The organism is Pontibacter populi, assembly GCF_019336435.1.
Taxonomy (GTDB): Bacteria; Bacteroidota; Bacteroidia; order Cytophagales; family Hymenobacteraceae; genus Pontibacter; species Pontibacter humidus.
This window is the reverse complement of sequence record NZ_JAHWXQ010000005.1, coordinates 20,242-33,005: the sequence shown is the minus strand read 5'-3', so window position 1 is coordinate 33,005 and position 12,764 is coordinate 20,242. Positions and strand designations below refer to the sequence as shown.

The window sequence follows — 12,764 nt, the reverse complement described above, 5'->3', positions numbered from 1 at the left end:
TAACACAGTAACATCGTAAAGCAGATGCTATTGAAGAATAGGGTGTTTCTATCTGCTAAAAGCAGATAATGCGAGGAAGCTCGAGAGTGCGGATCAGGATTCTAAATACGCACCATAACAGGCGTAACTGATTTATTTACGATATTAAATTAACTCCGACTATCAGTATCAAAAAAAAGATACTCCAATTCCTCTGCCACAGCAAAACTCTACTTATATCATTACGAACATTAGAATTTGGGCCATAGTTTTTAAATCCTTGTGGAAATAAATTGCTAATTACTCCCAGCACATTGGGCCTAGTCATAAAAGGAAATGTTAAGAAAAAAGTTAAGCATCATATAAGGGAACATTTTTAAACTTAATTTTGCTTCCTATAAAATATTGTAACTTACTGCATCTTAATCAATCATTAGGGATCACGTAGAGCCCTGAATTTACCCTGAGCCGGCTCATGCAAGAATTCCACCCAATATGCTAGAACTCCAGAAGCTATTAAGCACCGCAAAGGAAAATCGGCGCTTATTTACCGGAATTATATCAGGGTTGTTCATATTCTTTTCTCTCATTTTTGGCATATCCTATAACCTGAAGAGAGAATCCGAAATATCGCGTTGGGTACTTCAATCTCAGGAAGAAATTTATCAGATCGAGAAAACCATCTCGCTGATGAAAGACTATGAAACAAGTTCACGTGGGTATCTTTTAACTGGTAAGGATTCTTATGTAAAACCATTGAAAGATGCTGCCAAGAGCCTGGACGTTGTTATCAGCCGGTTAAAAACGATGGCCAGTAATAATGAAATCCAGAAAAGGAACCTTGATTCTTTAACTTTTTACCTGGAGAAAAAGGCTGATTTCTCGGCAAAGATCATCCGCCTAAAAAGACAGCAGGGGCACGAAGCAGCCATGCAGCTTTTTAGAACCAATATTGGCATGAAGTATATGGATATGATCAGGCAACATGCTGATATCATGCACGCACATGCCAGAGCAGAGTTAGCTCAGCAAAAAAAGGAGAGCAAAGTAGCAGTGCTGATTACTAACCGTTTTTTAACAGTAGGCGTCTTCTTTTTTGGTGTTTTACTGCTATACGCCATCTGGAAAAGCCTGCAGCAGGAAAAAGAAAAGCGAGTTGCTGCTACTCAACGTAAAGCTGCAGAGCTAAGGTTGAAAGAGTCGGAGAAAAATATGCAGGCCATCCTGAGCAGTTCGCAGGAAGCTATCTATTTACTGGATCTGAACTATAGATTGGTACTACTGAATGATCACAACCATACAATTTTAAAAGAAGCCTACGGTACTGACAGCAAACCCGGAGATGACTTCCGCAATTATATAGATGCTAAAGATAGAGACAAAACCCTTGCTCTTTTCGATCAGGTACTTAACGGCCAGAAGATAGAACTGGAAAGAACCTTCCGGTTAGCAGATGGGGACGCCTACTACCTTTCTACCTACTTCCCGGTAAAGGATACCGACGGCACCATTATTGGTATATGTTGCGCATCTAAAAATATTACCCAACGCAAACTGAGCGAAGAAGCAGTAAGAATTGCAAATGCCGAGAAAGAAGAATATCAGTCGCGCTTTAAGGCCATACTTGACTACTCGCCGCAGGCCGTTCTGATAAAGGATACACAGGGCGAGCATATCTTCTCCAATAAAGCTTTCCATCAGCTTTTTGCACTGGAAGATAACCAGCAACCAAACTATAGTTTAAAACCCGTTTTAGATGATGCACCTGTTTTAGCAGAGTTTTTAGCGACCTATGAACCGGATGGTGTAAGCAACCTGAACTCAAAAGAATGGCAGCAGCAGGTAGTGTTACAAAACGGCCAGGTGCTTGAAATGGAGATCATCAAGTTCCCACTCTATGACCGCAAGAAGCAGTTGTTCGGTGTTTGTACCCTGTTTAAAGATATTACCGAGCAGATAAAGCACCAGCAACAGTTGGTGGAAGCACGTGAAAATGCCGAACAGGCAGAGCGGTTACAGGAACAGTTCCTGGCTAACATGAGTCACGAGCTACGCACTCCGATGAACGGCATCATAGGCATGGTAAACCTGCTGTTAACATCTTCATCGTTACAACCCGACCAGAAAGGACGCCTCCAGGTTATCAAGCATTCATCCGACACTTTACTTAATTTGATTAACGACATTCTGGATCTTTCTAAAATAAAAGCAGGCATGCTGACGATAGAAAAACTGACATTTGATTTTAATGACACCATCGCGGCCACCGCTATGTTGTTTCGTGAAAAAGCTAGGGAGAAAGGCATTAAATTGGCTGTATCGGCTGACCCGTTTATTCCAAGATTCCTGACCGGCGATCCGCACCGTTTAAACCAGATCCTGAATAACCTGCTGAGCAACGCGGTAAAATTTACGGAGAAAGGATTTGTGCGCCTGGAAGCCTCACTTCTTAGCGAAACCGAAGATCAGGCAGTAGTTGAATTTATAGTTAGCGACTCGGGGATCGGTATCGATACCGATAAGCTGGACACGATCTTCGACAACTTTACCCAGGAATCGACTGATATTTCGAGCAAATACGGCGGCACGGGACTTGGCTTGGCAATTACCAAAAGGCTTATTGAGTTACAGGGCGGTGAAATAACAGTAGAAAGTGTAAAAGATAAAGGCACAGCCTTTACGTTTACGATAAACTATGACATCGCCCACGACACCAGCAATGTAGTGGTTACGTCCAGCCAGGTTGATACCGAGCCAGTAAAAAAGTACTACAGCGGAAAGCGCGCGCTTATTGTAGAGGACAACGAGATTAACCAGACTGTACTTACTTCGTCCCTGAATCAATACAAAATGGACTCGGTTGTTGCGAATAACGGCCAGGAAGCGGTGGACATGCTGCAAGCCGGCGAGCAGTTCGACATCATTTTCATGGACCTGCGCATGCCGGTCATGAATGGGTTTCAGGCAACGGCTTATATCCGCCAAACGCTGCAAAACCACACACCTATAGTTGTATTGACAGCCAGCGTATTGCGTAACGAGCGCGAGCGCTGCCTGGAAATAGGCGCATCGGACTACATGGCAAAACCGTTCTCGATCAACGACCTGGCCAAGACCCTGGAGCGCTTTATAGCTGTTTCGGCCGATTCTCCAACTATAGCTACGCCTGCAACTCCAACTACAAGTAACCCAGCAGAAAAGCCATACAGTATCAGCAACCTGACGGAACTGAAGAACCCGGATTATATAAAACGTATTCTGGCCCTCTTCACGAATAATGTGCCCCTGTATCTACAGGAGCTCAAAGACCTCGCAAATTCCAACAACCGGATTGAGTTTCTAGAGAAAGCGCATAAAATAAAAGGCAGTCTTTCAGCTATCCAGATAAAGGAACTATACCAGCTCATTCTTTTAATGGAAGAAGAAGCTCCCAACCAGGCTAACCTGAACGTATTCGAACCACAAATCGACAAGAGCCTCGCCCTTTGTGCCGCGCTGATGCCTGCCATCACCTCAGATGTAGAAGCCTATCTTTCACTTTCAGAAGCAAACTAATAGCTACTATGAAAATTTTAATTGCAGAAGATGAGCCGATTACACTGGCCACCATGGAGTTTAGACTGGTAAAAGACGGGCACGAGGTTATCAGTGCAGACAATGGCCAGGATGCGCTCGCCAAACTATCAGAAATTACGCCGGACCTGGTGATTACCGATATTATGATGCCTTTTGCATCGGGGCTGGAAGTGCTGAGCGCTGTAAAAAAGCTAAATGCTACTATACCAGTTATCGTGCTATCGGCGATGGGCCAGGAAAATGTGGTGCTCGAAGCCTTTACCTTAGGCGCAGATGACTACATTACTAAACCCTTCAGTCCGAACGAACTGGCATTGCGTGTCAAGCGCTTCTCGCTGCGAACGTCTTAAACTATAGTTTGTAAAACAAGTGACTTCAACTCTCTCTACAGTACTTTATCAGTTAGCACGCTTTACCAGTATCGAGCTGTTTTTTATCGCTATCGGCACGCTGACAACTATAATAATTGCTTTGATAGGTGCCATACTGTATATCATGCTGGCAAAACGAAATATTGCAAAGCAGCAGGCACAGCTTCAGCAGCAATTTAAATACTGGCTGGTAAGTATCATTTTGCAGGAGCCTGATCAGCAGCTGCAACGTTTTGAAGTACCTGATGACATTAAACCTCTGTTATACCGCCGCTTTGCCCGAAAAGCCTTGCTTGCAGAGCTGATCCGACTGAAAAATGACCTGAGCGGGCAATCGGGCAACAACCTGATAAAGCTGTACAACGAACTGCAGTTAGACAGACTTTCTGCTTACGACATGCGCAACGGCAGGTGGTACGATAAGGCGAAAGGTATACAGGAACTCGCCGTTATGGAACAGAAAGCCTACATCGACGAGATCTATCCATTAGCCAATCATCGTCATCCGATGGTCCGCATGGAAGCACAAATCGCCCTTGTTTGTTTGCAGCAGTATGAAGGTCTCTCCTTCTTCGAGAACCTAAAGTACCCGCTTACGGAATGGCATCACATAAAACTGCTTCAGTTGCTGGCAAACCATCCTATTCCATCTGAAACTATAGTTAACAGCTGGCTCAACTCCTCCAACCCAAGTGTGGTGCAATTCGCACTTAAGCTGATTGCTGAACAACATGCCACGCAGTTCCAGAATGAAGTAATTGCCCGTTTAAGCCATCCCAGTGATGCGGTGCGCAACCAGGCCATCGCATGTTTAGGAGAAATTCCTTCAGCTCCAGCCGCTACTGCCTTGCGCACGCACTATTCCAGCGAAAGCAGCAAAGTATTACAGCTAACGATACTTTCTGGCTTGGTGAAAACAGGCACCGCAGGCGAGTTGCCTTTTTTGCAGGAACTACAGTTAGCACCCGATGAGAGCGTACGACTGGCTGCCCTGAAAACCATACAGCACCTGCAACAACAGGCCTAATACAAACTATAGTTCAGACATTTAGCTAACCCAAATACCAACTTACTACATGGCGTTTTTATACAATCTATTTCACTATGGACTGCTGGTGTATGCCGTTTCTATGTTGAGCTGTTATATTTTTCTGGGTACGCTTGCCATCGTTGAAGCAGTTAAATATCTCCGCCGCAGTCGCCTCACCAACTATAATCTGCTGGCATCCTCCCCTTTTGCCCCTTCAGTCAGCATCCTGGCTCCTGCCTACAACGAAGGTGCTAATATTATCGAAAACGTGCGCTCGCTGCTCAGCATTTACTACAACAACCTGGAGCTGATCGTTATAAATGATGGCAGTAAAGACGACTCGATGGCGAAACTGATTCATGCCTATCAACTGGAGCCGGTTCAGCTAAATTACCATCAACAGCTGGCTACCAAAAAAGTAAAGAGCGTTTATAAAAGTACCAACCCGGTTTACAGTAAACTTTTAGTTATTGATAAGGAAAATGGCGGCAAGGCCGATGCGCTTAACTCGGGCATTAACCTAGCCAGTAATCAGTATTTAGTTTGCATTGATGTGGATTGTATCCTGGAGCAGGATGCCTTGCTGAAGCTTTTGAAGCCGTTTATGGATCAAACGGATAATAAGGTTATTGCGACTGGTGGTGTAGTCCGTATCGCTAATTCCTGCGTGTTTAAAAACGGGAAACTGATCGATGTTAATTTGCCAAAGGATTTTCTGCCACGGGTGCAAGCACTGGAATATATCCGGGCGTTTTTGCTAGGACGTATGGCCTGGAGTAACCTAAATGGCTTATTGTTGATTTCGGGCGCTTTTGGCGCGTTTGACAGGCAGGTTGCGATAGATGCAGGTGGTTACGACCATAACACAGTTGGCGAAGATATGGAGTTGGTAGTGCGCATGCGCCGCTACATGGCAGACCGTAAAATTCCTTACAAAGTAGCCTTCATTCCAGACCCGCTGTGCTGGACAGAAGCACCCGCCAGCTACAAGATTCTGGGCAGGCAACGTAACCGCTGGATGCGCGGAACTATAGAAACACTGAGCATGCACCGCAAGCTTTTCCTGAACCCGAAGTATGGCGTACTGGGCATGATGAGCTATCCTTACTGGCTGTTTTATGAGTTGCTCGCCCCTATTATTGAGTTTACAGGTTTTGTGATCTTCCTCATTCTGGCGTTTATGGGCTACATTAACTGGCCATTTTTCGCGGTGCTGACGGCCTTTATCCTGATCTTTGGCTGGCTGTTTTCTACGTTTGCAATTTTAATGGAAGTAGCTACCTTTAATCAGTACAAAAAGCGCGGCGAACTACGCAAACTCATACTTACGGCTATAGTTGAGCCATTCCTTTTTCACCCGTTCGTGGTATGGTCATCTATCAAAGGCATCTGGGATCTGCTGCGCAAGAAAAACTCGTGGGGCGAAATGACACGTCAGGGCTTCAACACAGCTGCTACTGAAGCGCCAAAAGCATAAGCAAACTATAGTCTGGCATCATAAAGTGGAAAACAGGAACTTGATATTACGGCCCAAAAAATCAAAGATCATTTTATTCCTGACGGGAAGCGTGGCTTTTACAGCTGCCGGGTTCTTAGTATTGGAAGAAAATGAATTTATGGGTTGGATGAGTATAATATTCTTCGGATTGTGCTCGATCACGTTTTTAATTCAGCTGATACCGGGCTCATTTCAACTCTTACTAACCAAGGAGGGGTTTACCATTACAAGTTTCTTCCGCAGCCATTTTACTTATTGGAAAGAGGTTGAATCATTTAATCTTGGATATGTAGGTCGCGATCTAACTGTTATGTTTGACTATGTTGATAGCCATAAAGACCATGCGTTCGGCAAATATATATCCAAAGAAATCTCAGACAGCCATGGAGCACTGCCTGATACCTACGGTATGCAAGCAACCGAACTTTTAGCGTTGCTGGAAGAATTCAAGCAAACATACGCCCCATTAGATCAACCTGAACTATAGCTATAGCTTAAAACCGGAACTGGTAAAGCGTAGAGATGTTCAGCTGGTTGCCTTTGGTTTCCGGCAGGTATTCTACGTTTTCGTATGTACCGTTCAGTGAGAAGATATGCCGTTTAGCAACTGCAAACCGATAGCCGCCACCAATTCGGAACGTCTGTAGTTTCTCGCTGCTGTTCAACCGCACGGCCTGCGAACGGTCATCCGGCGAAATACCCCAGCCAACTATAAGCGAAGCGTAATTATCAGCACTTTTCAGGTAATAGCGCGTTGTTAAGCTATAGGCATTCGATACGCTGTTGTTTCCCTGCGTCAGGTAGGTTCTGCCATTGATCCAGAAGTTCTGGATGTATTTGCCCACCGAGAAAGTATAGGCCCAGATAGACTCATCGAAACGGAGAAACCGTGCTCCCCCTTCCACTTCCCAAGCTTTTGGCAGGTTCGCATATAGAGACAATCCTGCTCTTACCTTTGAGAAAATTGGCAGATCGGCGGAGTAAGCAAAACTAGTATAAGCATAGACTGTTCTGGAAAGTCTCGGATAGGCATCTGCTTCAAACTGCCAGCCTTTAGAAGCAAATCTGTTCGCATAGCTTACCCGTCCGGTTACAGGGCCTATTTTTGTTTGCCTTCCGTAACTGATACCTGCCAGGTGCCAGGCATCCCCAAACTGTTTTTCGAAATAAGTATAGTCATAGGTTAGTTCTATGCGGTTCTCATAGCTGTACTCGCGTAGCTGGCTGGTTAAGGCTAGCAACTGATCATTAGAGGGGTCGCCTGCTAAAAGGCTGTCTGCCAAACTATAGGCTTGCTTATAGTTGGCCATACCCGCTAATACTGTAGCCTTTCGGGTGAGAAGCCCGCGCGATTGTGGAAGACGTGATAGTCCTGCTGCCAGGTACTGAAGTGCTTCGTCGTATTGTTTCTCAAAGTACAGCACATTCGCTAAAGCCTGCGCTGCATCTTCGTAAGCGGGCATCTGCCTGTAAGCCTTTTCAAGTTCAACTATAGCAGAGTCCGGCGAGCCATTCCAGTAATGCAATCTACCCAACAAAATACGTGCATCTATATACTGTGAGTCCTGTTGCAACACCTGCTTACATAGTTCTATGGCCTGGCTATAGTTCTTCTGTTCAAAGGCGATTTCCCGCGCTTTCTGAAAATCAGCTTCTGTGGAAGATTGTCCAAAAGTTAAAGAAGGAAACCAGGCGGCTATAGCTAAAAAAGTAAGTGTGATCAGAAGTGCTTTCAAGGTAATACAACCAGAAGATGAAGAAAAGATAAACGTATAGTCATTTCAATACATCGAAGGTAAAACATTTTCCGAATTCAAATGACATTCTGAAAGCAGTACAAGCAAACTTCTTCAGTCAGGGTTAAGGTTGGAACATGATTGATAAAAAAATGAGACGCCTGCCACCAGGACAAGCGCCTCTTCTGATTCAGGACATGATCAGAACTTAATGCTATAGTTTGCAGAAATTCACTGGAGGTATACTATAGGGATGGCTTATTTACCACCCGCTCTGTTCACTTCATCTAGGTTTATACTTTTCTTACCTGACTTAAACTCACTGCCCTTACTGAGACGGTACCGAAGATTGATCTTAAAGCTTTGTGTTCCTCTGTATTGATCTGCTGAAATTGTATTGCTGTCTATATTTATAGTTCCTACCATTCTTCTGGTCTTGAAAATATCTGTTATGCTCATACTTACGTCCAGCTTATCGTTCATAAACGAGCGCTACAGGCCTGTATCTATTCCCCAAGTATCCATAACATGATACAAACCATAGGCGACAGGACCCTGATAGGCCGTATTTACTTCAAGACGTACGTCTTTTGAAACCTATTTAGGCTGAGTCAGTCACCCGCGTTAACATAAGAGGCCGCTATGTTAGAACATGCATAGCGGCCTCTCTTAATTTCAGCACCTAAAAAAGTTAAGTTGTGTTCCGAATTATCAGGAGTCTCAACGAGCTTCTTCCAGAACTTTGGCAATCGCAGAAAATCCCATTTTACGGGCGTGCTGCAACGCTGTAACCCCATCCTTATCCGGAATGTTAATGTCACAGCCAGCATCTACCAATGTCTGTACTACCTCTGCATAAGTCTTGGAACCATCTCCCAATACAACGGCTTCCATCAGCGCGGTCCAGCCCAGGCGGTTTACATGGTCTATGGGAAAGCCCTTGGTATTAGCCAGCAGCTTCACCACCTCCAGGTGACCTCTCTCGCATGCCGGAATCAGGGCGCTGCCGTTATAGCGGTTAAAGACATCAAACCGGGCATCGTTTTCCAGGTATAGTTTCACAAGGTCCGTATAGCCTGATGCGCCGGCATATAAAAAAGGGCTATCTTTTATCGCGTCCTGTTGGTTTACATCAGCGCCGTGTTTAACAAGCAGCTGTGCCATTTCCAGGTTGTTTTGGTGCGTGGCCAGGAGCAGTAGCGACCTTTTCTGTGTATCGGTTGCGTTCACGTCCGCTCCATTTTTCAGGGCAGCTGCTACTGCATCTAACTTGTTATTATTAACGGCCTCCACCAGGGAGTTTTGTGTGGCTGGTGTCTGCATAGAAGTTTCTGTTTGGCAGGAAGTAAGCAATAAAAACGAAAATATTAACAATAGTGTGTTCATACGGTAGTTGTTTGGTACACGATTTTCCCTTTATGAATCAATGATCTCACGGGAGATACACGGGAAACGGCTTCTGCCGAGCAACTGGCGTCTACCAGTACCAGGTCGGCTTTGTCGCCTGCCTGCGGCCACTGCCTGTTTCCTTTGTCATCGAGTGGCAGGATATTGTGGGTAGCCAGTTTCAGGCATCTGGAAAGCTCGAACTCGGTGGAGTAACCATATAGTTGCGCCATCAGATTGGCTTTTTGCAGAATGCTGCCCGTACCAAAGGTATTCCAGTGGTCAATGATAGAGTCGTTGCCGGTGCGCACGTCCACGCCATACTTGTAGAGCGTCGGAATAGGCATCATTTGTTTTCCGATAGGGATGGTAGAAATGATACCTACTTCGGCAGCGGCCAGTTTCTCCGCTACTGCTTCCAGCTTTTGCTTTTCAAGCGAGGCAAGTACAAAACAGTGGCTGATGAAGGTCTTGCCTTTCAGGACAGGATTCTCGTTTACACGATCGATCAGGTATTCTATAGTTTTAAGTCCGGATACACCACTCTCGTGCAGGTGAATGTCAATACCCTTTTTATGATCCAGTGCCAGTTTCACCATAAAATCCATACTCTTCTGCATATCACCGTCAACTGCACCCGGATCTAAACCACCTATATAATCAATGCCCATCGTGGCGGCTTCTTTCATCAGTTGCTCTGAATTTGAACTTAGGATGCCATGCTGCGGAAAAGCTACCAATTCTGCATCGAAGCTATCCTTTTTATTATCAAGTGCCTGCTGCAGGTTTTTAAGGGAGTCGAGTCTGGAAGCAGGTTCGATGTTGACGTGGCTTCTGGCAAAGTTAACCCCATGCGATTGCAACAGCTCGATCAGTTTTTCCGCCCGCTCGGTAGATGTTGGCAGCATTTTCGGGAGTACCTGTTGCTCGTAGGCAATCATGTCCTGCACCGTTCTGTTCTTCTTGCGCCGCGCCTGCCACGGGCCGCCGTAAAAGGTCTTGTCCAGGTGAATGTGCATGTCTTTGAAGGCAGGAAGCAGCAGCAGACCCTGGGCATCCAGAGCATTAGCTTTGGGGTTATTGGGAAAAATAGCTTTTATCTTACCGTCCCTGATCTCAATGGTGAACAGGCCTGTTTTAGTTCCTATTACTTCCTCCCCGTCATACTCGAACCCCGTCTCCAGCCTCACATTCTTAAGCGTAAGGGCATTACCGGCAGCTATGTATCTGGCTTGCTCAGTAGCCTCTGGTTGTGTGGTAGCCAGCATACCTGTACAGGAGGCCAGGCTGGTACTGGCAAGCAACATAGCAGAACTTTTGATGAAATCTTTACGCGTTATTGGGTGTAGAGCCATAGTACAGTTTTATAAAAGTACAAAGGTAGCCCCTCCTATCCTTTAAACAGATGTGCGGTTCCTTCCAAAACTTGTAAATTTTATAACTGCTCCCGGAAGAATCGCGGTGAAGCACCCGTTTTTCTCTTGAAAAAGTTGGAAAAATGGGCCAGGTCGCTGAAACCAAGATCAAAAGCTATTTCTTTGACAGGCATTTCTGATGCATGCAGCAATCGTTTGGCTTCCAGGATGATGCGATTGTGTACCAGAAACAGCGCAGGTACCTGCAGGTGCCGTTTACAGAGTATGTTCAGGTAGTTAGACGAAATGTGTAGCTGGTCGGCATAGAAGGCTACGGTCTTCTTCACTTTAAAATGTTCATCTACCAGCTGATGATAGCGCATAAGCGCCGGCACAGCGCGGAATACTTTCAGGTAATCGTGCCTGCTCTCGGCCTCGCGGCTCACCAGCTGGGCGATCAACCGGTTTCGCAGGTTAACGATGTCCCAGTGTATGGGCGTTATACTCAGTTCCGCCTGTATCGCCTGAAACTCATACTGTAGCTTGGAGAAAGTTTCGTGGGAAAGGTCAAGGACCGGTTGCCACTGGTACAGCACAAACGTAAGCTCCAGTGAAGACGAGAACATATCCAAAACGGGACGGTCGATCATGAGCTGATAGGCCAACGTATTTTCACCTAAAGTCCAGCTGTGTGCCTGGCCTGGAAATAGCAGGTGCAACTGATGATCTCCTACCTCATACTGCTTGAAATCTATGGTATGTGTTCCGCTTCCTTTCTCAAACAAAAGAAGCATGAAGAAGTCATGTTTGTGCGGTTTTTCAATGTGCTGCTTGCCCTGTATCAGATGAAACTGCAGCTCATTCTGCTGCTGCAGGTCAGGCTGAAACTCCTGTATGCCGAGCACCGGGAAATTATCTGTAGGGTTCACAGCTTTAAGGTTAAACAAATTGTCATAATAGAAACGTACGAACTATAGTTGACCAGATCATCCTCCTTTAGGTACCTATGTAAAATCATCTTTAATTAAATCATTTGCGTCATAGTGTATGTAGCTTAAAACATAAATACCTTACTTTTTCTAGCTGGAGTCGGCTTATGTATCGAAGTTTCTCTTATACCTAGAAATAAGCTACCGTAGAACTTTCAAATTGAGTGAAGTAATTACATTATTACTACCCCTATTATAAGCAAGTATCAGTCTTCGGTTTTAGGCGGACTAGCCATTCCATCTTCGTTTCCTGCTGATTGGCGTTTCCCTTTTATTGCTGCAGCTTTAAGGGCCTGCTGATGTTCTTTTCTTTCCTTGAACTCTTTTTGGCGCTGCTTTTTTTGCTGGTCTCTTGCTCTGGTACTCATAGTTTACTTCAATTTATTTGTAAGATATTTTGGATCCTGACTTATTAAGCCCTTCCTCCCTGATAATACTTCTTATACTAGTAAACGAAATTAAATCGCTTTCTGCAATAGAGATATGGTTTCCTTTATAAAAGTGGGTGAACCAATGCTCTTCGCAAGATAAAATGCCCGACTTAAAAAGTACCTTAGTTATACTGAAACTATAGACAAGTTTTTTGAACCTAGTGATATTCATGCGCATAGAGAAAATATCATTTAACTATAACTATGCATTGCTTGCGTTTTTCCGTCGACTAATGCTTTTGTTCTATTATTTTAAAAAGCCCATTCACAGCAATGGAGCAACCTTTTTACTCGATTAACTTCACTAACTTATACTTATCTAACTTTCTGAAAACAGCTGGAAGGGTAATAAAAGCTCTATTACCTACTAACTATAGTTGTATTCATACAGCTGTTACTTGTGTGACAATCGT

At 44.8% G+C, this 12,764-nt stretch carries 11 protein-coding genes; 5 read left to right on the top strand and 6 right to left on the bottom strand.

What is annotated here, in order from left to right; genetic code table 11:
• The first annotated feature begins 474 nt into the window (after positions 1–474).
• The 5 genes from KYK27_RS15520 to KYK27_RS15500 are packed head-to-tail and all read left to right on the top strand — an operon-like array spanning position 475 to position 6,941.
• A complete protein-coding gene (locus KYK27_RS15520; RefSeq protein WP_199111199.1) occupies positions 475–3,534 on the top strand; it encodes a CHASE3 domain-containing protein in 3,060 nt (1,019 codons plus the stop codon).
• 8 nt (positions 3,535–3,542) lie between these two features.
• Positions 3,543–3,905: a response regulator transcription factor gene (locus KYK27_RS15515; protein WP_199111189.1), complete on the top strand. Its 363-nt coding sequence runs from the start codon at positions 3,543–3,545 to the stop codon at positions 3,903–3,905.
• Positions 3,906–3,924: 19 nt separating this feature from the next.
• Positions 3,925–4,953, top strand: a complete 1,029-nt coding sequence (locus tag KYK27_RS18530; RefSeq protein ID WP_199111187.1) for a HEAT repeat domain-containing protein — start codon at positions 3,925–3,927, stop codon at positions 4,951–4,953.
• A 49-nt stretch (positions 4,954–5,002) separates the two neighbouring features.
• Positions 5,003–6,433, top strand: coding sequence for a glycosyltransferase family 2 protein (locus tag KYK27_RS15505; protein ID WP_199111185.1), 1,431 nt, complete (start codon positions 5,003–5,005; stop codon positions 6,431–6,433).
• Positions 6,434–6,458: 25 nt separating this feature from the next.
• Positions 6,459–6,941: an STM3941 family protein gene (locus KYK27_RS15500; RefSeq protein ID WP_199111183.1), complete on the top strand. Its 483-nt coding sequence runs from the start codon at positions 6,459–6,461 to the stop codon at positions 6,939–6,941.
• Positions 6,942–6,948: 7 nt separating this feature from the next.
• Here KYK27_RS15500 and KYK27_RS15495 read toward each other — a convergent pair whose 3' ends face one another.
• The 6 genes from KYK27_RS15495 to KYK27_RS15470 all read right to left on the bottom strand — a co-directional run bounded on the left by KYK27_RS15495 (position 6,949) and on the right by KYK27_RS15470 (position 12,288).
• Entirely contained in the window at positions 6,949–8,190 is a 1,242-nt protein-coding gene (locus KYK27_RS15495) for a YaiO family outer membrane beta-barrel protein (RefSeq protein WP_199111181.1), read from the bottom strand.
• A 258-nt stretch (positions 8,191–8,448) separates the two neighbouring features.
• Positions 8,449–8,673 (bottom strand): outer membrane beta-barrel protein, encoded by a 225-nt coding sequence (locus KYK27_RS15490; RefSeq protein ID WP_199111179.1) that lies wholly within the window; start codon positions 8,671–8,673, stop codon positions 8,449–8,451.
• A gap of 237 nt (positions 8,674–8,910) precedes the next feature.
• Entirely contained in the window at positions 8,911–9,576 is a 666-nt protein-coding gene (locus tag KYK27_RS15485) for an ankyrin repeat domain-containing protein (protein ID WP_199111177.1), read from the bottom strand.
• Positions 9,573–10,931, bottom strand: coding sequence for an amidohydrolase family protein (locus KYK27_RS15480; RefSeq protein ID WP_199111175.1), 1,359 nt, complete (start codon positions 10,929–10,931; stop codon positions 9,573–9,575). The genes KYK27_RS15485 and KYK27_RS15480 overlap by 4 nt, the downstream gene beginning before the upstream one ends.
• Positions 10,932–11,011: 80 nt before the next feature.
• Positions 11,012–11,860: an AraC family transcriptional regulator gene (locus KYK27_RS15475; RefSeq protein ID WP_199111173.1), complete on the bottom strand. Its 849-nt coding sequence runs from the start codon at positions 11,858–11,860 to the stop codon at positions 11,012–11,014.
• A gap of 266 nt (positions 11,861–12,126) precedes the next feature.
• Entirely contained in the window at positions 12,127–12,288 is a 162-nt protein-coding gene (locus KYK27_RS15470) for a hypothetical protein (RefSeq protein WP_199111171.1), read from the bottom strand.
• Between the last annotated feature and the right edge of the window lie 476 nt (positions 12,289–12,764).

Excerpts from the sequence above, each read along its gene's own strand:
- KYK27_RS15520 (WP_199111199.1), top strand. The coding sequence starts at position 475 with ATGCTAGAACTCCAGAAGCTATTAAGCACCGCAAAGGAAAATCGGCGC.
- KYK27_RS15515 (WP_199111189.1), top strand. The coding sequence starts at position 3,543 with ATGAAAATTTTAATTGCAGAAGATGAGCCGATTACACTGGCCACCATG.
- KYK27_RS15505 (WP_199111185.1), top strand. The coding sequence starts at position 5,003 with ATGGCGTTTTTATACAATCTATTTCACTATGGACTGCTGGTGTATGCC.
- KYK27_RS15490 (WP_199111179.1), bottom strand. The coding sequence starts at position 8,673 with ATGAACGATAAGCTGGACGTAAGTATGAGCATAACAGATATTTTCAAG.
- KYK27_RS15485 (WP_199111177.1), bottom strand. The coding sequence starts at position 9,576 with ATGAACACACTATTGTTAATATTTTCGTTTTTATTGCTTACTTCCTGC.
- KYK27_RS15480 (WP_199111175.1), bottom strand. The coding sequence starts at position 10,931 with ATGGCTCTACACCCAATAACGCGTAAAGATTTCATCAAAAGTTCTGCT.
- KYK27_RS15470 (WP_199111171.1), bottom strand. The coding sequence starts at position 12,288 with ATGAGTACCAGAGCAAGAGACCAGCAAAAAAAGCAGCGCCAAAAAGAG.